The 22,154-nt window shown below is 69.9% G+C and carries 18 protein-coding genes and 1 riboswitch; of the genes, 13 read left to right on the forward strand and 5 right to left on the reverse strand.

The genetic code is table 11. From position 1 onward, the window contains the following. Positions 1-141: 141 nt before the first annotated feature. Positions 142-3,300 (forward strand): efflux RND transporter permease subunit, encoded by a 3,159-nt coding sequence (locus tag DNK56_RS09835; RefSeq protein ID WP_111332495.1) that lies wholly within the window; start codon positions 142-144, stop codon positions 3,298-3,300. Between the two features lie 112 nt (positions 3,301-3,412). On the opposite strand, the gene nadA is transcribed toward DNK56_RS09835, so the two are convergent. Next, a complete protein-coding gene (nadA, locus tag DNK56_RS09840) occupies positions 3,413-4,609 on the reverse strand; it encodes a quinolinate synthase NadA (RefSeq protein ID WP_199563805.1) in 1,197 nt (398 codons plus the stop codon). A gap of 234 nt (positions 4,610-4,843) precedes the next feature. On the opposite strand from nadA, the gene DNK56_RS09845 reads away from it, so the two are divergent. After that, on the forward strand, positions 4,844-5,200 hold the full coding sequence (locus tag DNK56_RS09845; RefSeq protein ID WP_018103583.1) for an iron-sulfur cluster assembly accessory protein: 357 nt from the start codon (positions 4,844-4,846) through the stop codon (positions 5,198-5,200). 114 nt (positions 5,201-5,314) lie between these two features. Here DNK56_RS09845 and DNK56_RS09850 read toward each other — a convergent pair whose 3' ends face one another. Both DNK56_RS09850 and DNK56_RS09855 read right to left on the reverse strand, forming a co-directional pair. Beyond that, positions 5,315-6,766, reverse strand: coding sequence for a hypothetical protein (locus DNK56_RS09850; protein ID WP_111332500.1), 1,452 nt, complete (start codon positions 6,764-6,766; stop codon positions 5,315-5,317). A gap of 106 nt (positions 6,767-6,872) precedes the next feature. Then, the gene (locus DNK56_RS09855) at positions 6,873-7,070 is read right to left on the reverse strand and encodes a hypothetical protein (RefSeq protein WP_111332502.1); all 198 of its coding nucleotides are present in this window, start codon (positions 7,068-7,070) and stop codon (positions 6,873-6,875) included. Positions 7,071-7,224: 154 nt separating this feature from the next. On the opposite strand from DNK56_RS09855, the gene DNK56_RS09860 reads away from it, so the two are divergent. Beyond that, positions 7,225-8,199, forward strand: a complete 975-nt coding sequence (locus DNK56_RS09860) for a carbohydrate kinase family protein (RefSeq protein WP_111332504.1) — start codon at positions 7,225-7,227, stop codon at positions 8,197-8,199. Positions 8,200-8,222: 23 nt separating this feature from the next. Here the strand turns inward: DNK56_RS09860 and DNK56_RS09865 are convergent, their stop codons facing one another. Then, positions 8,223-9,626 (reverse strand): cysteine desulfurase/sulfurtransferase TusA family protein, encoded by a 1,404-nt coding sequence (locus DNK56_RS09865; protein ID WP_111332506.1) that lies wholly within the window; start codon positions 9,624-9,626, stop codon positions 8,223-8,225. 261 nt (positions 9,627-9,887) lie between these two features. Between DNK56_RS09865 and ctaC the strand changes: the two genes are divergently transcribed. The 4 genes from ctaC (at position 9,888) to DNK56_RS09885 (ending at position 14,360) form a co-directional block, all read left to right on the forward strand. Continuing rightward, entirely contained in the window at positions 9,888-10,850 is a 963-nt protein-coding gene (ctaC, locus tag DNK56_RS09870; protein WP_111332509.1) for an aa3-type cytochrome oxidase subunit II, read from the forward strand. Then, positions 10,847-12,583 (forward strand): aa3-type cytochrome oxidase subunit I, encoded by a 1,737-nt coding sequence (ctaD, locus tag DNK56_RS09875; protein ID WP_111332512.1) that lies wholly within the window; start codon positions 10,847-10,849, stop codon positions 12,581-12,583. The genes ctaC and ctaD overlap by 4 nt, the downstream gene beginning before the upstream one ends. Further along, positions 12,580-12,978 carry a cytochrome c oxidase subunit 4 gene (locus DNK56_RS09880; RefSeq protein ID WP_111332514.1) on the forward strand — a complete coding sequence of 133 codons (399 nt, stop codon included), beginning with the start codon at positions 12,580-12,582 and terminating at the stop codon, positions 12,976-12,978. The genes ctaD and DNK56_RS09880 overlap by 4 nt, the downstream gene beginning before the upstream one ends. A 125-nt stretch (positions 12,979-13,103) precedes the next feature. Beyond that, complete coding sequence (locus tag DNK56_RS09885; RefSeq protein WP_111332516.1) at positions 13,104-14,360, forward strand: L,D-transpeptidase; 1,257 nt, start codon at positions 13,104-13,106, stop codon at positions 14,358-14,360. Between the two features lie 36 nt (positions 14,361-14,396). Here DNK56_RS09885 and DNK56_RS09890 read toward each other — a convergent pair whose 3' ends face one another. Further along, positions 14,397-14,798, reverse strand: a complete 402-nt coding sequence (locus DNK56_RS09890; protein ID WP_111332519.1) for a hypothetical protein — start codon at positions 14,796-14,798, stop codon at positions 14,397-14,399. Positions 14,799-15,008: 210 nt separating this feature from the next. On the opposite strand from DNK56_RS09890, the gene ctaE reads away from it, so the two are divergent. The 6 genes from ctaE (at position 15,009) to DNK56_RS09920 (ending at position 22,134) form a co-directional block, all read left to right on the forward strand. After that, positions 15,009-15,620, forward strand: a complete 612-nt coding sequence (gene ctaE, locus DNK56_RS09895) for an aa3-type cytochrome oxidase subunit III (RefSeq protein ID WP_111332521.1) — start codon at positions 15,009-15,011, stop codon at positions 15,618-15,620. A 62-nt stretch (positions 15,621-15,682) separates the two neighbouring features. Next, positions 15,683-16,492: a cytochrome bc1 complex diheme cytochrome c subunit gene (gene qcrC / locus DNK56_RS09900; RefSeq protein WP_111332523.1), complete on the forward strand. Its 810-nt coding sequence runs from the start codon at positions 15,683-15,685 to the stop codon at positions 16,490-16,492. Beyond that, positions 16,489-17,547 (forward strand): cytochrome bc1 complex Rieske iron-sulfur subunit, encoded by a 1,059-nt coding sequence (qcrA, locus tag DNK56_RS09905; protein WP_111332525.1) that lies wholly within the window; start codon positions 16,489-16,491, stop codon positions 17,545-17,547. The genes qcrC and qcrA overlap by 4 nt, the downstream gene beginning before the upstream one ends. Continuing rightward, positions 17,544-19,190 carry a cytochrome bc1 complex cytochrome b subunit gene (qcrB, locus tag DNK56_RS09910; protein ID WP_111332527.1) on the forward strand — a complete coding sequence of 549 codons (1,647 nt, stop codon included), beginning with the start codon at positions 17,544-17,546 and terminating at the stop codon, positions 19,188-19,190. Before qcrA ends, qcrB begins: the two co-directional genes overlap by 4 nt. Positions 19,191-19,313: 123 nt before the next feature. Then, the gene (gene trpD / locus DNK56_RS09915; RefSeq protein ID WP_111332529.1) at positions 19,314-20,378 is read left to right on the forward strand and encodes an anthranilate phosphoribosyltransferase; all 1,065 of its coding nucleotides are present in this window, start codon (positions 19,314-19,316) and stop codon (positions 20,376-20,378) included. An 82-nt stretch (positions 20,379-20,460) separates the two neighbouring features. Further along, positions 20,461-20,578: riboswitch (SAM riboswitch) on the forward strand. A gap of 176 nt (positions 20,579-20,754) precedes the next feature. Beyond that, on the forward strand, positions 20,755-22,134 hold the full coding sequence (locus DNK56_RS09920; RefSeq protein ID WP_111332532.1) for an aminotransferase class V-fold PLP-dependent enzyme: 1,380 nt from the start codon (positions 20,755-20,757) through the stop codon (positions 22,132-22,134). Positions 22,135-22,154 lie beyond the last annotated feature (20 nt).

Below are 22,154 nucleotides of genomic sequence, written 5' to 3' on the forward strand. Positions count from 1 at the left end.
CTGCGGTATGCACGGCCCCGGAAAGCGACCCTGGGGCCGAGGATTTCCGCCCCGGTGATCGGCGATCGTATAGGTGGGCCGGGTCCGTCCCCCGAGTCACCCGCCCACCTGCCGCGTACGCCACGGAAGAGAGACCCACCCATGTCCTGGCTGTCCAGATTCAGCCTCGCGCAAAGGGCCCTGATCGGGCTGATCTCGATCGTCGCCCTCGTCTTCGGCGCGATCGCGATCCCGCAGCTCAAACAGCAGTTGCTGCCCACCATCGAGCTCCCGATGGTGTCGGTGCTGGCGCCCTACCAGGGTGCGTCCCCCGATGTCGTGCAGAAGCAGGTCGTCGAACCGCTCGAGAACTCCATCAAGGCCGTCGACGGGGTCACCGGCCTCACCTCGACCGCCAGCGAGGGCAACGCCCTCATCATGGCCACCTTCGACTTCGGCGACGAGGGCACCAAGCAGCTCGTCGCCGACATCCAGCAGGCCGTGAACCGGGCCCGCGCCCAGCTGCCGCAGGACGTCGACCCGCAGGTCATCGCCGGCTCGACGGACGACATCCCGACCGTCGTCCTCGCCGTCACCTCGGACAAGGACCAGCAGGCGCTCGCCGACCAGCTGGACCGCACCGTCGTCCCCGCCCTGGAGGACATCGACGGCGTCGGCCAGGTCTCCGTGGACGGGGTGCGCGACCTCCAGATCTCCGTCACCCCGGACGACAAGAAGCTCGCCGCCGCCGGACTGAACGCGGTCTCGCTCGCCCAGGCCCTCCAGGCGGGCGGCGCGACCGTCCCCGCCGGCGCCTTCTCCGAGTCCGGCAAGAGCCGCACCGTCCAGGTCGGCGGCGCCTTCACCTCGCTGGAGCAGATCCAGGACCTGCGGGTCACCGGCCAGAACCCGGCCGACGGCAAGCCCGGCAAGCCGGTCCGCCTCGGCGACATCGCCACCGTGAAGCAGGAGCCCGCCGCCGCGGACTCCATCACCCGCACCAACGGCCGCCCGAGCCTCGCCGTGCTGGCGACCATGGACAAGGACGGCAGTGCCGTCGCCATCTCGGAGGCCGTCCAGGACAAGCTGCCGGACCTGCGCAAGGACCTCGGCTCCGGTGCCGAACTGACCGTCGTCTCCGACCAGGGCCCGGCCGTCTCCAAGGCGATCTCCGGCCTGACCACCGAGGGCGCGCTCGGCCTGGCCTTCGCGGTCATCGTGATCCTGGTCTTCCTGGCGTCCCTGCGCTCGACCCTGGTCACCGCGGTCTCCATCCCGCTGTCCGTGGTCCTCGCGCTCATCGTGCTGTGGACCCGCGACCTGTCGCTGAACATGCTCACCCTGGGCGCGCTCACCATCGCGATCGGCCGGGTCGTGGACGACTCGATCGTCGTCCTGGAGAACATCAAGCGCCACCTCGGCTACGGCGAGGAGCGCCAGTCGGCGATCATCACCGCGGTCAAGGAGGTGGCCGGCGCGGTCACCTCCTCCACCCTCACCACGGTCGCCGTCTTCCTGCCGATCGGTCTCGTCGGCGGCATGGTCGGACAGCTCTTCGGCCCGTTCTCGCTGACCGTCACGGCGGCCCTGCTGGCCTCGCTGCTCGTCTCGCTGACCGTCGTCCCCGTCCTCTCGTACTGGTTCCTGCGCGCCCCCAAGGGCACCGACACGGACCCGGAGAAGGCGCGGCGCGAGGCCGAGGAGAAGGAGGCCCGCAGCCGGCTCCAGCGGATCTACCTCCCGGTGCTGCGGTTCGCCACCCGGCGTCGTCTCGTCAGCCTGGCCATCGCCGCCGTCGTGCTGATCGGCACCTTCGGCATGGCCCCGCTGCTGAAGTTCACCTTCTTCGACCCGGGCGAGCAGGACACCCTGTCCATCAAGCAGGAACTGGCGCCGGGCACCAGCCTGTCGGCCGCCGACGACGCCGCCAAGAAGGTCGAGAAGCTCCTCGCCGACGACAAGGGCGTCAAGGACTACCAGGTCACCGTGGGCTCCTCCGGCTTCATGGCCGCCTTCGGCGGCGGCACGGGAGCCAACCAGGCCACCTATCAGGTCACCCTCAAGGACGCCGCCGACTTCGAGGACGCCCAGGACCGCATCGAGGACGGCCTCGCCGGCCTCGACGGCGTCGGTGACACCACCATCAGCGCGGGCGACGGCTTCGGCAGCCAGAACCTGAGCGTCGTCGTCAAGGCCGCCGACGCGGACACGCTGAAGAAGGCGACCGAAGCCGTACGGGTGGAGATGACCAAGCTCAAGGAGGCCACGGACGTCGAGAGCGACCTGGCGGAGAGCGTCAAGCGCATCGCGGTCACGGCCAACGCCAAGGCGGCGGACGCCGGTTACACCCAGGCCACGCTCGGCGCGGCCGTCGCCGCCGCGGTGAAGGGCACCCCGGCCGGCAAGGCGATCATGGACGACACCGAGCGCGATGTCGTCGTCACGTCCGCCCACCCGGCCACCACCATGGCGGAGCTGAGGAACCTTCCGCTGGGCGGCGGCGTCGAGCTGGGCACCATCGCCGATGTGAAGCTGGTCCCCGGGCCGGTCTCCACCACCCGGATCGACGGGCAGCGTGCCGCCACGGTCACCGCCCGGCCCACCGGCGACAACACCGGTGACGTCAGCAACGAGCTGCGCGAGAAGATCGAGGCCCTGGACCTCCCGGACGGCGCCACCGCCACCATCGGCGGGGTCTCCGAGGACCAGCAGGACGCGCTCATCAAGCTCAGCCTGGCCATGCTGGCCGCCATCGCGATCGTCTTCATGCTGCTGGTCGCCACCTTCCGGTCGCTGATCCAGCCGCTGATCCTGCTGGTCTCCATCCCGTTCGCCGCCACCGGCGCGATCGGACTGCTCCTCGTCACCGGCACCCCGATGGGCGTCGCGGCGATGATCGGCATGCTGATGCTCATCGGCATCGTGGTGACCAACGCGATCGTGCTGATCGACCTCATCAACCAGTACCGGGCCCAGGGCCTGGGCGTGGTCGAAGCGGTCGTCGAGGGCGGCCGCCACCGGCTGCGCCCGATCCTGATGACGGCCCTGGCGACGATCTTCGCCCTGCTCCCGATGGCGCTCGGCGTCACCGGCGAGGGCGGCTTCATCTCGCAGCCGCTGGCCGTCGTCGTCATCGGCGGTCTGATCACCTCGACCCTGCTGACGCTCCTTCTGGTGCCGACGCTCTACACCATCGTGGAACTCCGCAAGGAGCGCCGCCGGAAGAAGAGGGAGGCCAAGCGCGCCGCGAAGGCCGGTCTCCCGGCTCCGGCCGCCGAGCAGGACGCCACGACCGGCGAACCCGAGCCGGCGAAGGCCTGACACCCGCGAAGGGGCTCCGACACACACGGTGTCGGAGCCCCTTCGTCATACGGCGGACGGGCGGACGGGCGGACGGGCCGCAGCACGGCCGGCCGGCGCGCGCGGGCCGCCGCTACGGCAGCGCCAGCATCCGCTCCAGCGCCAGCTTCGCGTACTTCTCCGTCTCCGGGTCCACCACGATCCGGTTGACCGCCTTGCCCTCGGCGAGGGACTCCAGGGTCCACACCAGGTGGGGCAGGTCGATGCGGTTCATCGTGGAGCAGAAGCAGACCGTCTTGTCGAGGAAGACGATCTCCTTGCCCTCGGGAGCGAAACGGTTCGCCAGGCGGCGTACGAGGTTCAGCTCGGTGCCGATCGCCCACTTGGAGCCGGCCGGAGCCGCCTCCAGGGCCTTGATGATGTACTCCGTCGAGCCGACGTAGTCCGCGGCGGCCACGACCTCGTGCTTGCACTCCGGGTGCACCAGGACGTTGACGCCGGGTATGCGCTCGCGCACGTCGTTGACGGAGTCGACCGAGAAGCGGCCGTGCACCGAGCAGTGGCCGCGCCACAGGATCATCTTCGCGTTCCGCAGCTCCTCGGCGGTCAGCCCGCCGTTCGGCTTGTGCGGGTTGTAGAGGACGCAGTCCTCCAGGGACATGCCCATGTCGCGGACGGCGGTGTTGCGGCCCAGGTGCTGGTCGGGCAGGAAGAGGACCTTGTCTCCCTGCTCGAAGGCCCACTCCAGGGCGCGCTTCGCGTTGGACGACGTGCAGATCGTGCCGCCGTGCCGGCCGGTGAACGCCTTGATGTCGGCCGAGGAGTTCATGTACGAGACGGGCACGACCTGCTCGGCGACGCCCGCGTCGGTCAGCACGTCCCAGCACTCGGCGACCTGCTCGGCGGTGGCCATGTCGGCCATCGAGCAGCCGGCCGCGAGGTCGGGCAGCACGACCTGCTGGGCGTCGTTGGTCAGGATGTCCGCCGACTCGGCCATGAAGTGCACACCGCAGAAGACGATGTACTCCGCCTCCGGGCGGGCCGCGGCGTCGCGCGCGAGCTTGAAGGAGTCACCGGTCACATCGGCGAACTGGATGACCTCGTCGCGCTGGTAGTGGTGCCCGAGGACGAAGACCTTCTCGCCCAGCTTCTCCTTGGCCGCGCGGGCCCGCTCCACCAGGTCCGGGTCGGACGGGGATGGCAGGTCGCCGGGGCACTCGACACCGCGCTCGCTCCGCGGGTCGGCGTCGCGGCCGAGCAGGAGCAGGGCCAGGGGTGTCGGCTGGACATCGAGATCCTGGACGGGGTGGGCCGTGGTCACGTCACGCACCCTTTCTTCTGCGGACTTCTCTGTGGAGAAAGCCTTTTCGTCTAATTGACGCTATCTATCATAGCCGCTTCACGTCACTTTGACGATGCCGAAAGCGTCAATGTGACGCGTCCGCCCGCAGGACGGGTGTGCGAGCATGAAGGGAACAGGCAAGCGCTCGGCCCGGAATGAATCCGCGGCCCCGACGGTTGCAACGTCGGCAAGCAGTCTCCGTACAAACCGGGAGAGAAGCAGATGTCCGTATCGGACGAGACCACCACCGTGAGCGACGGCATCCTCCTGTCCGACGCCGCCGCAGCCAAGGTCAAGGCCCTGCTGGAGCAGGAAGGCCGTGACGACCTGGCGCTTCGCGTCGCCGTTCAGCCCGGCGGCTGCTCGGGCCTGCGCTACCAGCTCTTCTTCGACGAGCGCTCCCTCGACGGCGACGTCGTCAAGGACTTCGACGGCGTCAAGGTCGTCACCGACCGCATGAGCGCCCCGTACCTGGGCGGCGCCTCGGTGGACTTCGTCGACACCATCGAGAAGCAGGGCTTCACCATCGACAACCCGAACGCCACGGGTTCCTGCGCCTGCGGCGACTCCTTCAGCTGACCCGCAGCCGAAGCGGCGGTGGCCCCGGGACTCCGGTCCCGGGGCCACCGCCGCTTCGCCATGCCGTGCGGCCGTACGCGTGCGTCGCGCCGCGCCGCCGTACGCGCCGGAGGCTCAGGCGCGCGGCACCACGGAGCCCGACTCCGCGTCGATCACCTTCCGCCCGTCCAGCGGCCGCTCCAGCGTCACCGTACGGGTCTGCTCCTTCGCGACCAGCACACAGACCTTGCCGGGGTCCTTCTTCTCCCGCACCGTCACCCGGACCTCGCCGCCGTTCTCGTCCGCGTCCACCGTGTACGTGGCGCACGCGCCGCCCCAGAACGTCACCGCCAGGGACCGCCCGTCCGCGCTGTACGAGCGGACCGCGCGCGCCTTCGCCGTGGCGTCACCGTCCGGCGAGGTGCCCGGCGACGGCTCCCGCGCCAGGTACTCCGGGTCCACCGCCACCTGCGTCACCGTGTCGCCCGCGCCGCCGGCCGGCTTCACCGAGAAGATCCAGGACGGCACGAGCACCTGCTCACCGCCCGTCGTGTGCGCGGCCAGCCCGAAGACCGCCTTCTCCACCGGCACCGTCGTCGCCGGACGCGGCTCACCGCTCGTCACCCCGCACCGGGCCCCGGAGGAATCCGTTCCGTTCTCCAGCGGGGCCGGCGAGGCACAACCGCCGATCCCCCCGGCGGGGGCCTGCGCGGCGTTCAGCCGGTCCAGCGCCTCCTGCGCGCCGATCACCGGATAGGTGTCCCCCTTCTCCGGCGCCTTCAGCCGCCCCGAACCACCGACCACCGTGCCGTCCGGGCCGACCTGGACACCGGTCGTCCAGCCGTACGTCGGCAGCCCGTCCACCACCGGATCGGCGTTCACCACCCGCGCGGAGCCCATCAGCTGACCGGCGTCGAGCGCCGCGCCGGACTGGCCCGCCGCCTGGAGCACCGGAGCGGCGGCGGCCTTCGCGGTCCTCTCGTCCACCGGCTGCCCCGAACCGCCCGGCGCGACCCCGCCGCCCGAGCAGACGGGCCCCTTCTTGCAGTTGTCCGTGCCCCCGCTGCCGAACCGGGTGAAGGTCCAGGTGCCGGGCGCCTGCTTGTTCACCCGCAGCAGCGGACCCGAGCCGTCCCCGTCCGAGCCCACCTTCCAGTACGTGGCCTCCGACTGCGGGGTGCCCGGCAGACCGAGCGCCTTCGCGAGCCGGGCCACGTCGGCGGCCGTGACCGTGCCCCCGGCGCGCCGGACGGCGGCCTCGTCCGGGCCGTCCGGCAGCTTCCCGGTCGCCCGGTAGACCACCCGGCCACCGCTCGGATCGGGCTCGCCGGGAGCGATGCCCCGCGGCGGCCCGGAGGGTTCGCCGAGCGGCATGTACACGCCGTCCAGCCGCAGCGGCGGGGGAGCGGCCGGATCACTGGCCGCCGAGGTCGTCCTCGGGCCGCCGTCGCCGCCGTCCGCCGCGGTCGCGGCCCAGTACGCGCCGCCGCCACCGGCCAGCAGGACGGCGGCCGCCACCGAGGCCGCGACCAGCGGGGAACGCCGCCGGGTGGTGGTCACGTCGTTGTCGGGTCGCTCGGTGCTCACCGGATCGCTCCTTCGCCTGCATCGCCGTCGTATGCCGGGGCCGGCACACGGTCCGCCGCGCGGGGCGGACATGGCTGGGACGGAGCGGTGGGGCGCGCGGTTCCCGTCAGATCCCGTATTCGGCCGTCGCGTCGATCATCCGGGCCGAGGCGGGCGGTACGGTCACCCCGTTGATCAGGGCGGGTGCCACGCGGGCGGGGACGGTCCGGGCGGGTGCCGCCCAGTGCGGAGCCATCCGCGCGCAGTCTCCGCGCAGCTCGGCCAGACCCGACTCGGACTCGTGCGGGGCGATGTGGTTCGACATGATCGCACCGTAAGCACCGCGACGCCGGGGAAGAAAGCCCTACTATCGGGTAGTTTTTCCGCTTCGGGGTGCGGGCGAGCGGGTAGCGTGAGGTGTCACTCCACCCGAGGGACGCGGACACCCGTTCCCCCCGACCCCCGCAGGAGCAGTCTCCGTGCGTATCGCAGTCACCGGCTCCATCGCCACCGACCACCTCATGACCTTCCCCGGCCGCTTCGCCGACCAGCTGGTCGCGGACCAGCTGCACACGGTCTCCCTCTCCTTCCTGGTCGACAACCTGGACGTGCGCCGGGGAGGGGTCGCCGCCAACATCTGCTTCGGCATGGGCCTGCTCGGCGCCCGGCCGATCCTGGTCGGCGCGGCCGGCTCGGACTTCGACGAGTACCGCGCCTGGCTCGACCGGCACGGCGTGGACACCGGCTCGGTGCGGATCTCCGAGGTCCTGCACACCGCCCGCTTCGTCTGCACCACCGACGCCGACCACAACCAGATCGGCTCCTTCTACACCGGCGCCATGAGCGAGGCCCGGCTCATCGAGCTGAAGGCCGTCGCCGACCGGGTGGGCGGCCTCGACCTCGTCTCCATCGGCGCCGACGACCCCGAGGGCATGCTCCGGCACACCGAGGAGTGCCGCACCCGCGGCATCCCGTTCGCCGCGGACTTCTCGCAGCAGATCGCCCGCATGGACGGCGACGAGATCCGCATCCTCCTCGAAGGCGCCACGTACCTCTTCTCCAACGAGTACGAGAAGGGGCTCATCGAGTCCAAGACCGGCTGGACCGACGAGGAGATCCTGGCCAGGGTCGGCCACCGGGTCACCACGCTCGGCGCACAGGGCGTGCGCATCGAGCGGGTCGGCGAGGAGCCCATCGAGGTCGGCTGCCCCGAGGAGAACGTCAAGGCCGACCCCACCGGCGTCGGCGACGCCTTCCGCGCCGGTTTCCTCTCCGGCCTCGCCTGGGGCGTCGGCCTGGAGCGGGCCGCCCAGGTGGGCTGCATGCTCGCCACGCTCGTGATCGAGACGGTCGGCACCCAGGAGTACACCCTGCACCGCGCCCACTTCATGGACCGCTTCACCAAGGCGTACGGCCACGAGGCCGCCGCCGAGGTCCGTACGCACCTGGCCTGACGCACCGGGCCCGGCGCACCGTCTCAGGAGAGCCGGCGGACCACATGGGCCGCGCCCCGGTCCGCCGGCTCCTCGCCCACGTACTCCTGCTCCCGCATCGCGCACCAGGCGGGGATGTCGAGCCGGGCCGCCTCGTCGTCGGAGAGCACGGTCACCGTGGCGCCCACGGGTACCCCTCCGATCACCTTTGCGAGTTCGATCACCGGAACGGGGCACCGCTTGCCCAGTGTGTCGAGCACCAGCGAGTCGGCCGGGGCGGGGGCCGGCACGGAGACCGGCGCGGGGGAGGGGGCCGCCGCGGGCGCCGCCAGCTTCTCGCGCACCCCGGCGACCAGGCCCGGCAGCACGGCCAGGAAGCGGTCGACGTCCTCCTCCGCGGTGCCCACCGGCAGCGAGACCCGCACGTTGCCCTCCGACAGCACCCCCATCGCCTTGAGCACATGGCTCGGCGTCAGCGTGCTGCTGGTGCAGGACGAACCGGACGACACGGAGAAACCGGCCCGGTCCAGCTCCTGGAGCAATGTCTCCCCATCGACATAGAGACAGGAGAAGGTGAGCAGATGCGGCAGCCGCCGCACCGGGTCGCCGACCACCTCCACATCGGGCACCAGTTCGGGCACCCGGGTCCGCAGCCGGTCCACCAGCGCCCGCAGCCGCACCGACTCGGCGGCCGCCTCCGCCCGCACCGCCCGCAGCGACGCGGCCGCCGCGACGATCGCCGGCAGGTTCTCGAAGCCCGGCGCCCGCCCCGACTCCCGCTCGTCGGACGGCCCCCGGGGCGCGAACCGGACACCCTTGCGCACCGCGAGCAGCCCGACCCCGGCCGGCCCGCCCCACTTGTGCGCGCTGCCCGCCAGCAGCGACCAGCCCTCCGGCACCGGCCCCCAGGCCAGCGACTGGGCGGCGTCCACAAGGAGCGGCACCCCGGCCGACCGGCAGAGCGCGGCCACGTCGGCCACCGGCTGCTCGGTGCCGACCTCGTGGCTGGCCGACTGCAGACAGGCCAGCGCGGTGTCCTCGCGCAGCGCCTGCCCGTACGTCCCCGCGTCCACCGCCCCGGTCCGCTCCACCGGCACCCGGCTCACCGTGCCGCCCCGGTCCTCGTGGTCCGCAGCGGAGTGGAGCACCGACGAGTGTTCGACCGCCGACACCACCAGATGGCGGCCGACACGCCGACGTCCCGCGAGCGCCCCGGAAATTCCGGCGTGCACCGCGCGGGTGCCCGAAGGAGTGAACGTCAGCTCGTCCGGACGGCAGCCGACGCCCTCCGCGGCCGCCTCCCGCGCGGCGTCCAGCAGCAGCCGGGCTCGCCGCCCCTCGCGGTACAGCCGGGCCGGATCGGCCCAGCCCTCGTCCAGCGCGGCAAGCAGGGCCTGGCGGGCGACGGGATGCAGGGGGGCGGCGGACGCCGCGTCGAAGTAGGGCATCCGGCCACGCTAGCCCGCCCCCGGCCACGACCGGCCGGGCCGGGGGCGGGAGAGGGGGCGTCAGATGGCGGTCGGAGGCGCATATTCCACCCCTTCGGGGAGTCGGGCGGCGCGTTGGGCACCCTCCCCGCGCGACCCCAAATGGCGTCCAGTAGGGTTTGGTCCGCATAAACATCCAAACCCCTGCCCGTACAGGGCCGGCGACCGACCAGCGACACGGCCGCGCCGACCGTGCGGGCGAGACTCTCGGGAAGGCGCTACGTGAGTCCCAACGGCTCCGACCGCTCGTCGCGGCGCCCGATGCGGCGGAAGCTGCCGCAGGTGCTGACTGCGGGCCTGATCCTGGCGACCGCCACCGGTTGCACGTACAAGGACTTCCCCCGCCTTGGAATGCCTACGCCGGTAACGGAAGAGGCCCCACGGATTCTTTCCCTCTGGCAGGGCTCGTGGGCGGCAGCGCTCGCCACGGGCGTGCTTGTCTGGGGTCTGATCCTGTGGAGCGTCATCTTCCACCGGCGCAGCCGCACCAAGGTGGAGGTACCTCCGCAGACCCGGTACAACATGCCCATCGAGGCGCTGTACACCGTGGTCCCCCTGATCATCGTCTCGGTGTTGTTCTACTTCACCGCACGGGACGAGACGAAGCTCCTCTCGCTCTCCGACAAGCCGGCCCACACCATCAACGTGGTCGGCTACCAGTGGAGCTGGGCCTTCAACTACATCGAGGACGTGGACGGCTCCGCCACCACGGGCAACGAGATCCCCAAGGAACTCGATGCCATTCCGGACCGGTTCCAGAAGGCCTTCCCCAAGGGTGCCGACGGCGTGTACGACGCCGGTATCCCGGGAGACCGGAACCCCCAGACGGGCAACCCCGGCCCGACCCTGTGGCTGCCCAAGGGGGAGAAGGTCCGTTTCATCCTGACTTCGCGTGACGTCATCCACTCCTTCTGGGTGGTGCCGTTCCTCATGAAGCAGGACGTCATTCCGGGCCACACCAACGCCTTCGAGGTGACCGCCACCCAGGAGGGCACCTTCCTGGGCAAGTGCGCCGAGCTCTGCGGCGTCGACCACTCCCGGATGCTCTTCAACGTCAAGGTCGTCTCCCCGGAGCGCTACCAGGCGCACCTCAAGGAGCTGGCGGAGAAGGGTCAGACGGGCTACGTGCCGGCCGGCATCGAGCAGACTGACCCGGCCAGGAATGCGGAGACGAACAAACTGTGAGCATCCTCAACGAACCCCAGGGTGCCGCGCCAGCAGACGACTCGTACGAGGACGAACTGCCGGTCCGGCGCAAGCAGCCGGGAAACGTCGTCATCAAGTGGCTGACCACCACTGACCACAAGACGATCGGCACGATGTACCTGGTCACCTCGTTCGCGTTCTTCTGCATCGGCGGTCTGATGGCGCTCTTCATGCGCGCCGAGCTGGCCCGTCCGGGCACGCAGATCATGTCGAACGAGCAGTTCAACCAGGCGTTCACGATGCACGGCACGATCATGCTGCTGATGTTCGCGACGCCGCTGTTCGCCGGGTTCGCGAACTGGATCATGCCGCTGCAGATCGGCGCGCCCGACGTGGCGTTCCCGCGGCTGAACATGTTCGCGTACTGGCTGTACCTCTTCGGCTCGCTCATCGCGGTGGCCGGGTTCCTCACCCCCCAGGGTGCGGCCGACTTCGGCTGGTTCGCCTACGCCCCGCTCTCGGACGCCGTCCGCTCGCCGGGTGTCGGCGCCGACATGTGGATCATGGGTCTGACCTTCTCCGGGTTCGGTACGATCCTCGGTTCGGTCAACTTCATCACCACGATCATCTGCATGCGCGCGCCCGGCATGACGATGTTCCGCATGCCGATCTTCACCTGGAACGTCCTGCTGACCGGTGTGCTGGTCCTGCTGGCCTTCCCGGTCCTGGCGGCCGCGCTGTTCGCCCTGGAGGCGGACCGCAAGTTCGGTGCCCATATCTTCGACGCGGCCAATGGCGGCGCGCTGCTGTGGCAACACCTCTTCTGGTTCTTCGGCCATCCAGAGGTGTACATCATCGCCCTGCCGTTCTTCGGAATCATTTCCGAAGTCATCCCGGTATTCAGCCGCAAGCCGATGTTCGGATACATCGGCCTGGTGGCCGCGACGATTTCCATCGCCGGCCTCTCGGTGACCGTGTGGGCCCACCACATGTATGTCACCGGCGGTGTGCTCCTACCGTTCTTCTCCTTCATGACGTTCCTCATCGCGGTACCCACCGGGGTGAAGTTCTTCAACTGGATCGGAACGATGTGGAAGGGCTCGTTGTCCTTCGAGACACCGATGCTCTGGGCGATCGGCTTCCTGATCACCTTCACCTTCGGTGGTCTGACCGGTGTCATCCTGGCCTCGCCGCCGATGGACTTCCACGTCTCCGACTCGTACTTCGTGGTGGCGCACTTCCACTACGTGGTCTTCGGCACCGTGGTGTTCGCGATGTTCTCCGGCTTCCACTTCTGGTGGCCGAAGTTCACCGGCAAGATGCTGGACGAGCGGCTCGGCAAGATCACCTTCTGGACGCTGTTCATCGGCTTCCACGGCACGTTCCTGGTCCAGCACTGGCTGGGCGCCGAGGGCATGCCGCGCCGGTACGCGGACTACCTGGCCGCGGACGGCTTCACCGCGCTGAACACGATCTCGACGATCTCCTCGTTCCTGCTCGGCCTGTCGATCCTGCCGTTCTTCTACAACATCTGGAAGACCGCGAAGTACGGCAAGAAGGTCGAGGTCGACGACCCGTGGGGCTACGGCCGTTCGCTGGAGTGGGCGACCTCCTGCCCGCCGCCCCGGCACAACTTCCTCACGCTGCCCCGCATCCGTTCGGAATCCCCGGCGTTCGACCTGCACCACCCGGAGATCACCGCGCTGGAGCAGCTCGACCACGCCGCCGATGACGACAAGGCCCTCGCCGGCGGCAAGGAGGCGGGCAAGTGAAGATCCAGGGCAAGATGTTCCTCGGCCTCTCGGTGTTCATGCTGGTCATGGCCATCACGTACGGGGTCTGGTCGAAGGAGCCGGTCGGTACCACCGCCCTGTTCCTCGCGTTCGGCCTGAGCATCATGGTCGGCTTCTACCTGGCCTTCACGGCCCGGCGGGTCGACGCCATGGCGCAGGACAACAAGGAAGCCGACGTGGCCGACGAGGCCGGCGAGGTGGGGTTCTTCTCCCCGCACAGCTGGCAGCCGCTCGCGCTGGCGATCGGCGGCGCGTTCGCCTTTCTCAGCATCGCCGTCGGCTGGTGGCTGATGTACTTCTCGATGCCGATCATCCTGATCAGCATCTTCGGCTGGGTGTTCGAGTACTACCACGGTGAGAACCGCACTCAGTAAGGCCGCGAGGCCACTAGCACACCGCTCCACCTGACGGGGGGCCGACACTTCCACCGCGAAGTGTCGGCCCCCCGTTTGCAGTCGTCCCGCGCGCTGAAACGGACGAATGTTCTTAGCGTGAGTTCATGAACCACACGCCACGCATCCGTCCCGTAGTGAGCTGCACTCTGCTGGCCGCGACTCTGGTCGCCGGGGCGGCGGGCTGCGGGGATTCCGATGGTCACCCCCTCTCGGCCCAGCCGTTCGACGCGGCCGGCGAGATCTCCTTCAACACGCCGGACGGCGGCAAGAAGGTCGACCCCGACAAACCGCTGGAGGTCCGGGTCGACGCCGACGACGGACGGATCACCGACGTCACGGCCGTGGACGCCGCAGGACGCCATCTGGCGGGCGAACTCGACGCGGACGGGCTCCGCTGGCACTCGACGGCCCCGCTGGCCGCAGGCACCCGTTACACCGTCAAAGTCCGCATGGAGGACGACGACGGGGCCCCGGGCACCCGCACGATGTCGTTCGACACGGCGCGCGCCACCAAGTTCCTCAAGGTCACCTTCGGCCCGCAGGCGGGCACCTACGGCGTCGGGCAGCCGCTCACGGCCACGCTCAGCGCCCCGGTCACCGACAACGCATCCCGCGCCACCGTCGAGCGCGGCCTCAAGGTGCGCTCCACGCCCGCGGTCACCGGGTCCTGGTACTGGGTCGACGACAAGACGCTGCACTACCGGCCCAAGGAGTACTGGCCGACGAATGCCGGCATCGAGGTCAGCAGCAACCTCACCGGCATCAAGGTGACCAACGCGCTCTACGGGGCGCCCGCGAAGCCGCTGAAGATCACCACCGGCGACCGCATCGAAGCCGTCACCGACGCCGCCGAGCACGTCATGACCGTGCTCCGCAACGGGGAAGTGATCAACACCATTCCAGTCACCACCGGCAAACCGGGCTTCGACACGCGCAACGGCGTCAAGGTCGTACTGGAGAAGGAGTACCTCGTACGTATGCGCGGGGAGTCCATCGGCATCGCGGCCGGCTCACCGGACTCGTACGACCTCGACGTCTACTACGCCACGCGGGTGACCTGGAGCGGCGAATACGTGCACGCGGCGCCCTGGTCCACCGGCTCGCAGGGCTACGCCAACGTGAGCCACGGCTGCACGGGCATGAGCACCGGCGAGGCCGAGTGGTTCTACAACACCGTGCGCAAGGGCGACATCGTCAGCGTCGTCGGCAGCGACGGCGAGACCATGACGCCCTTCGACAACGGCTACGGCGACTGGAACCTGTCCTGGGCCAAGTGGCAGCAGGGCAGCGCCCTGCACAACGACACCACGGCGCCGAGGGTCGACAAGGTCCGGGCGGCACGGCTGCGCCCCCGCGTCTGACGACCGGGGGCGCGCCGCACCGCATGCGGAGGGGGCTCAGGCCCCCACGGAGAGCCGGGAACGCAGCAGGGAGGCCAGGGAGTCGGCGAACTCCACCGGCTCCACCGGCAGCGTCACAGCGGCGTCCGCACGGCTCCAGGTGGCCAGCCAGGCGTCCTGCGGGCGCCCGATGAGCACCAGGACCGGCGGGCAGCGGAAGATCTCGTCCTTGATCTGCCGGCAGACGCCCATGCCGCCCGCCGGGGCGGTCTCGCCGTCCAGCACGCAGACGTCCACACCCCCGCGGTCCAGGGCCTCCAGGACGGCCGGCAGGGTGGCGCACTCCAGGAACTGCACCTGCGGCACGTCCGCGGCGGGCCTGCGCCCTGCTGCCAGCCTCACCTGCTCACGGGTGTGCGCGTTGTCGCTGTAGACCAGGACCGTGGCGGTCGGCTGCATGGTTCCTCCGTGACATCCGTGTCTTCGGGGCACTCGGGGCACCCGCCGTACGGGCACCCTCCGATGCGCGGATCGTACTCCGACCGACAGCGTGTCAGCACCGGTTCGTACCCGGCTTCCCTGGGCCGTTCGGGCAGGACACACACCCCTGACACACCGAACGGCACCCCCCGGAGTGAGGGCGGGATAAGCGACCGACATAATGTCGGCGTGGCGACAGCAACGACAGTAGATACCGGGCACGCGCACCCGTCGGTCAATCGACCGAACCTCACCAGCGTCGGAACCATCATCTGGTTGAGCTCCGAGCTGATGTTCTTCGCGGCCCTCTTCGCGATGTACTTCACCCTGCGATCGGTGACCGGACCAGAGCACTGGGAGGAAATGGCGTCCGCCCTGAACTTCCCGTTCGCGGCGACGAACACCACGATCCTGGTTCTCTCCTCACTCACCTGCCAGCTCGGCGTCTTCGCCGCGGAGCGGGGCGATGTGAAGAAGCTCCGTGCCTGGTTCGTGATCACTTTCGTGATGGGTTCGATCTTCATCGGAGGCCAGATCTTCGAGTACACGGAGCTGGTGAAGAAGGACGGCCTCTCGCTGTCCTCCGACCCGTACGGCTCGGTGTTCTACCTGACCACCGGCTTCCACGGTCTGCATGTGACAGGCGGTCTCATCGCCTTCCTGTTCGTCCTGGGCAGGACGTACGCGGCCAAGAGGTTCACCCATGACCAGGCGACCGCTGCCATCGTCGTGTCCTATTACTGGCACTTCGTCGATGTCGTGTGGATCGGCCTCTTCGCCACGATCTACATGATCAAGTAACCGGGCCCGAGCCCGAACCACATCCAGCATCGACGCAGAAGATCCTGACACCGGGGTAATCCGTGAAAAAGCTCTCCGCACGACGACGCCATCCGTTGGCGGCGGTCGTCGTACTACTCCTCGCGCTGGCGGCCACCGGGGGGCTGTACGCCGCGTTTGCGCCCGCGAGCAAGGCACAGGCCGACGACACCGCCCAGTCCCTCGCCATCGAAGAGGGCAAGAAGCTGTACTCCGTCGGTTGCGCCAGCTGCCACGGGACCGGCGGTCAGGGGACCACCGACGGGCCCCAGCTTGTCGGCGTGGGCTCCGCCGCCGTGGACTTCCAGGTCGGCACCGGCCGGATGCCCGCGCAGCAGCCGGGCGCCCAGGTGCCCAAGAAGAAGGTCATCTACAGCCAGGCCGAGATCGACCAGCTCGCGGCGTACGTCGCGTCGCTCGGCGCCGGTCCGGTCGTCCCGACCAAGAGCCAGGTCGACCCGGCGGGTGCGGACATCGCCAAGGGTGGCGAGCTCTTCCGCACCAACTGCGCGCAGTGCCACAACTTCACCGGCCGGGGCGGGGCCCTGACGGACGGCAAGTACGCGCCGGACCTGGAGGGTGTGAGCCCGAAGCACCTCTACGAGGCCATGGTCACCGGCCCGCAGAACATGCCGTCCTTCCCCGACTCGACGATGCCCGAGAAGCAGAAGCGGGACATCATCGCCTACGTCAAGACCGTCAACAGCTCCGACACGGCATCCCCCGGCGGTCTCAGCCTCGGTGGTCTGGGTCCGGTCAGCGAGGGTCTGTTCGGCTGGATCTTCGGCCTGGGTGGTCTGATCGCAATCGCCGTCTGGGTCGCGGCCCACACCGCTAAGGCCAAGAAGTCATGAGTAGCCAAGAGATTCCAGAAGAGAACCTGCCCGACGAGCAGGGCGACGCCGCGCACGACGCGGTGGCCAGGGCGCACGACGACCCGTTCGCCGATCCGGGACTGCCGGCCCACCGGCCGCGCATCCAGGACATCGACGAGCGGGCCGCGAAGCGCTCCGAGCGCACCGTCGCGCTGATGTTCCTGTTGTCCATGCTGGCGACGGTGGCGTTCATCGCCTCCTACGTCATCTTCCCGGTCGACAAGATCGTCTACATCTTCCCGATCGGGCACGTGAGCGCGCTCAACTTCTCCCTGGGTCTTTCCCTGGGGCTGGCGCTCTTCCTGATCGGCGCCGGTGCCGTCCACTGGGCGCGCACCCTGATGTCCGACGTCGAGGTCGCCGACGACCGGCACCCGATCGAGGCCTCTCCCGAGGTCAAGGCGAAGGTCCTGTCCGACTTCGCCGACGGCGCCCGTGAGTCGGCGCTCGGCCGGCGCAAGCTGATCCGCAACACCATGTTCGGCGCGCTGGCCCTGGTGCCGCTCTCCGGTGTGGTGCTGCTGCGCGACCTGGGTCCGCTGCCGGAGGACAAGCTCCGCAAGACCCTGTGGGCCAAGGGCAAGCAGCTCGTCAACATGAACACCATGCAGCCGCTGCGTCCCGAGGACGTCGTCGTCGGTTCGCTCACCTTCGCCATGCCCGAGGGCCTGGAGGAGGACGCGCACGACTTCCAGTCGCAGATCGCCAAGGCCGCGCTGATGATCGTCCGCATCGAGCCGGACGACATCAAGGACAAGCGCGAGCGCGAGTGGGCCCACGAGGGCATCGTGGCCTTCTCGAAGATCTGCACCCACGTCGGCTGCCCGATCAGCCTCTACGAGCAGCAGACGCACCACGTGCTCTGCCCGTGCCACCAGTCCACCTTCGACCTTGCCGACGGCGCCCGCGTCATCTTCGGTCCGGCCGGTCACGCCCTCCCGCAGCTGCGGATCGGCGTGAACAGCGAGGGCAACCTCGAAGCGCTCGGCGACTTCGAAGAGCCCGTCGGTCCTGCATTCTGGGAGCGCGGATGAGTACTGCGACGAACACACCCGACGCCCCCGCGTCGGGCAACCGCAAGGCACCCGCCGGTGAGCGGGTGGCCGACTGGGCCGACGGCCGGCTGGGGATCTACTCCCTCGCCAAGGCCAACATGCGGAAGATCTTCCCGGACCACTGGTCCTTCATGCTCGGGGAGATCTGCCTCTACAGCTTCATCATCATCATCCTCACGGGTGTGTATCTGACGCTGTTCTTCCAGCCGAGCATGGCCGAGGTCGTCTACCACGGCCCGTACGAGCCCATGCAGGGCATCCGGATGTCCGAGGCGTACGCCTCGACGCTGGACATCAGCTTCGACGTCCGCGGTGGTCTGCTCGTCCGGCAGATCCACCACTGGGCCGCGATCGTGTTCCTCGCGGGCATGTTCGTGCACATGTTCCGGGTGTTCTTCACCGGTGCGTACCGCAAGCCGCGCGAGATCAACTGGCTGTTCGGCTTCCTGCTGTTCGTCCTCGGCATGTTCACCGGCTTCACCGGTTACTCGCTGCCGGACGACCTGCTCTCGGGCACGGGTGTCCGCTTCACCCAGGGCGCGATCCTGGCGACGCCGATCGTCGGTACGTACATCTCGATGTTCCTGTTCGGCGGGGAGTTCCCCGGCGACGACATCATCGCGAGGTTCTACTCGATCCACATCCTGCTGCTGCCGGGCATCATGCTCGGGCTCGTGGTCGGCCACCTGATCCTGGTCTTCTACCACAAGCACACGCAGTTCGCGGGCCCCGGAAAGACGAACAAGAACGTCGTCGGCATGCCGCTGCTCCCGGTGTACATGGCGAAGGCCGGCGGGTTCTTCTTCCTGGTCTTCGGCTTCATCGCCATCATGGCGGCGGTCGCCACGATCAACCCGATCTGGTCGATCGGCCCGTACCGTCCCGACCAGGTGTCCACGGGCGCCCAGCCGGACTGGTACATGGGCTTCGCCGAGGGCTTCGTCCGCGTCATGCCGGGCTGGGAGATCAACCTGTGGGGCCACACGCTGGTCCTGGGCGTCTTCATCCCGCTGGTGCTGTTCGGCCTGGTCCTGGGTGTCCTGGCGCTCTGGCCGTTCATCGAGTCCTGGATCACCGGCGACAAGCGCGAGCACCACATCCTGGACAAGCCGCGCAACGCTCCGACCCGGACGGCGCTCGGTGTCTCCTGGGTGACGATCTACTTCGTCATGCTGGTCGGCGGCGGCAACGACATCTGGGCGACGCACTTCAGCCTCTCGCTGAACGCGATCAGCTGGTTCGTCCGCATCGCCTTCTTCGTCGGTCCGGTCGTGGCGTTCATCGTCACGCGGCGGATCTGCCTCGGCCTCCAGCGCCGCGACAAGGAGAAGGTGCTGCACGGCCGCGAGTCCGGGCTCATCAAGCGCCTGCCGCACGGTGAGTTCGTCGAGGTCCACGAGCCGCTGTCGCCGGAGATGCTGCACAAGCTCACCGCGCACGAGCAGTACGAGCCGCTCGAAATCGGCCCCGAGGTCGACGAGAACGGTGTGCGGCGCAAGGTCTCCGCGCTCCAGAAGCTGCGGGCACGGCTCAGCAGGAGCCTGTACGGCGAGCACAGCCAGATCGCCAAGCCCACCGCCGAGGAGTACAAGGAGATCACCAGCGGCCACGGCCACCACTGATCACCCGTTCTGATCGCCACGGCGAGAGCCCCGTCCAGACCATGGACGGGGCTCTTTGCCGTCCCCGTCGCTCGATAGGGTGGACCACGATCCCTATCGGCAGTGGACCCCCAGGAGCGGACCATGAACGTTGTGACCCCGGACGGCGGCGACAGCGTGGCGGCCCGCACCTGGCCCGGCGTGCTCGCCCCCCTGCTGCGCGGCGAGGACCTGAGCGCCGACGCCACCGCCTGGGCCATGGACCGCATCATGAGCGGCGAGGCCACCGACGCCCAGATCGCCGGCTTCGCGGTGGCCCTGCGCGCCAAGGGCGAGACGGTCACCGAGGTCACCGGCCTGGTCCGCGCGATGTACGAGCACGCCACGACCATCGAGGTGCCCGGCCGCACCGTGGACATCGTCGGCACCGGCGGCGACATGGCCAAGACCGTCAACATCTCCACCATGTCCGCCATCGTCCTGGCCGGGACCGGCGCCAAGGTCGTCAAGCACGGCAGCCGCTCCGCCTCGTCGGCCAGCGGCTCGTCCGACGTCCTGGGCAAGCTCGGCGTCAACCTGGAGCTGACCCCGCGTCGTGTCGTGGAGGTGGCCGAGGAGGCGGGCATCACCTTCTGCTTCGCGGTGAAGTTCCACCCCGCCCTGCGCCACGCGGCCAAGGCGCGCTCGGAGCTGGGCGCGCCGACCACGTTCAACATCCTGGGCCCGCTCACCAACCCGGCCCGGGTGCGCTCGCAGGCGATCGGGGTGGCCGATCTGCGGATGGCCCCCATCGTCGCCGGAGTGCTCGCCGAGCGCGGCAACTCCGCCCTGGTCTTCCGGGGCGACGACGGGCTGGACGAGCTGACCACCACGGCGACCTCGCGGGTGTGGGTGGCGCGGGACGGCGCGGTGCGCGAGGAGTCCTTCGACCCGCGCGACGTCGGCATCGACCTGGTCCCGGTCGAGGCGCTGCGCGGCGCCGACGCCTCGTACAACGCCGATGTGGCCCGCCGGCTGCTGGCCGGGGAGACCGGGCCCGTACGGGACGCCGTGCTGCTCAACTCGGCGGCGGCGCTGGTCGCCCTGAACCCGGGCGAGGGCACGCTGACCGAGCAGATCCGGGCCGGTATGGCGCGGGCCGCCGAGGCCGTCGACTCCGGTGCCGCCGAACGCGCGCTGGAGCGCTGGGTGGTCGCCAGCAACGCCTGAGCGTACGGATGTGGGGCGAGGCGCAGTCCGGATCATGGACTGCGCCTTGCGCGTTCCCGTACATGTGGCAAGATACCGACCAGGTCATGAGTGACAGCGACTACGGCCCCGGCCCGCTGTCCGGCAACCCTCCGTCCGTGGCGGGGTGCCCCGGGTGAAGACCGGGCCGCAGGCAGCGAGGTCTGCGGCAAGCGCGGACCCCTCGACGTCGTGCGACGTCCACCCGTGGGGTCCTTGGTCCTCAAGGAGCCTCCTGTGAGTCAGCGAATGCGTTAGGGCTTCACGCCCTCCTCCGCACCCCTCTCCTCACTTTCACTCCGTGCTGCCGTGTATCCGCCGGCACGCGGAATTCGCCTGCCTCTCACGGGAGTTCGCCATGTCCGTCTTCACCGCTGCCGCCGACCAGTCCATTTGTGCGCCTCTGCCGGTTCTGGGCGAGGATGTCCTCGTGCCGCTCGTCACCGGCGGCGAGGTCGGCTACGCCGCGCTGGACTACGCGGCGAGCGCTCCGGCGCTGAAGCGGGTGTGGGACGACGTGGCCGCCTACGCCCCGTACTACGGCAGCGTCCACCGGGGCGCCGGCTACCTCTCGCAGCTGTCCACCGACCTGTTCGAGGCCGGCCGGGCCACCGTGGCGGAGTTCCTGGGGTGCCGCCCCGACGACCAGGTGGTGTTCACCCGGTCCACCACCGACTCGCTGAACCTGCTGGCCGGGGCGCTGCCCGCCGGCTGCGAGGTCTTCGTCTTCGAGACCGAGCACCACGCCTCGCTGCTGCCCTGGCGCGACGCCCGGGTGACGTATCTGAACGCCCCGCGCACCCCCGCCCAGGCCGTCGCCACCCTGGAGCGGGCCCTCGCCGACCGCGACCCCTACGGCCCCGCCCTCGTCTGCGTGACCGGCGCCTCCAACGTCACCGGTGAGCTGTGGCCCGTCCGGGACCTGGCCGCCGCCGCGCACGCCCACGGCGCCCGCATCGTCCTGGACGCCGCCCAGCTCGCCCCGCACCACCCCGTGGACATCGCCGGGCTGGACGTGGACTGGGTCGCCTTCTCCGGGCACAAGCTGTACGCGCCGTTCGGCTCGGGCGTGCTGGCCGGCCGGGCCGACTGGCTCCGCGACGCCGAGCCCTACCTGGCCGGCGGGGGCGCCTCCCGTACCGTCGCCCGGCGCGCGGACGGCGGTGTGGACGTCGAGTGGCACACCACCGCGGCCCGCCACGAGGCCGGTTCGCCCAACGTCATCGGCGTCCACGCCATCGCCTCCGCCTGCAAGGTGCTCACCGAGGCCGGCTTCGACCGGCTGGTCGCCCGTGAGCAGTACCTCGTCGACCGGGTGCTGACCGGGCTCGCGGAGGTGCCCGAGGTGAAGGTGCTCTCGCTGTTCGGCGACGAGGCGCCGAGGGTCGGCGTGATCTCGTTCGTGGTGGCGGGCTGGAACAGTTCGCACTTCGCCGCCGCCCTCTCCGCCGAGTACGGCATCGGGGTGCGCGACGGCCTCTTCTGCGCCCATCCGCTGGTGCGCACCCTGCTCGGCGGCGATCCGGGCGAGGCCGGGGCGTGCGGTGCGCCGGAGGCGGCGCCGGGGGAGAAGTCGCTGAACGCGATCCGGGTCAGCTTCGGCGCCGGGACGCCGGACGAGCACGTCGAGCGGTTCCTGCGGGCGGTCCGGGAACTGGTGACCTCCGGGGCGCGGTGGCAGTACCGCACCGAGGACGGCCGTTGCGTGCCGGACCGGGACGCCGCCGACCGGGGCTGACGGGGGACGGGCGCGCGCCC

Source organism: Streptomyces sp. AC1-42W (genome assembly GCF_003248355.1).
Lineage (GTDB): Bacteria > Actinomycetota > Actinomycetes > Streptomycetales > Streptomycetaceae > Streptomyces.

Excerpts from the sequence above, each read along its gene's own strand:
- DNK56_RS09835 (WP_111332495.1), top strand. The coding sequence starts at position 142 with ATGTCCTGGCTGTCCAGATTCAGCCTCGCGCAAAGGGCCCTGATCGGG.
- DNK56_RS09845 (WP_018103583.1), top strand. The coding sequence starts at position 4,844 with ATGTCCGTATCGGACGAGACCACCACCGTGAGCGACGGCATCCTCCTG.
- DNK56_RS09855 (WP_111332502.1), bottom strand. The coding sequence starts at position 7,070 with ATGTCGAACCACATCGCCCCGCACGAGTCCGAGTCGGGTCTGGCCGAG.
- DNK56_RS09865 (WP_111332506.1), bottom strand. The coding sequence starts at position 9,626 with ATGCCCTACTTCGACGCGGCGTCCGCCGCCCCCCTGCATCCCGTCGCC.
- DNK56_RS09885 (WP_111332516.1), top strand. The coding sequence starts at position 13,104 with ATGAACCACACGCCACGCATCCGTCCCGTAGTGAGCTGCACTCTGCTG.
- DNK56_RS09890 (WP_111332519.1), bottom strand. The coding sequence starts at position 14,798 with ATGCAGCCGACCGCCACGGTCCTGGTCTACAGCGACAACGCGCACACC.
- qcrA (WP_111332525.1), top strand. The coding sequence starts at position 16,489 with ATGAGTAGCCAAGAGATTCCAGAAGAGAACCTGCCCGACGAGCAGGGC.
- qcrB (WP_111332527.1), top strand. The coding sequence starts at position 17,544 with ATGAGTACTGCGACGAACACACCCGACGCCCCCGCGTCGGGCAACCGC.
- trpD (WP_111332529.1), top strand. The coding sequence starts at position 19,314 with ATGAACGTTGTGACCCCGGACGGCGGCGACAGCGTGGCGGCCCGCACC.
- DNK56_RS09920 (WP_111332532.1), top strand. The coding sequence starts at position 20,755 with ATGTCCGTCTTCACCGCTGCCGCCGACCAGTCCATTTGTGCGCCTCTG.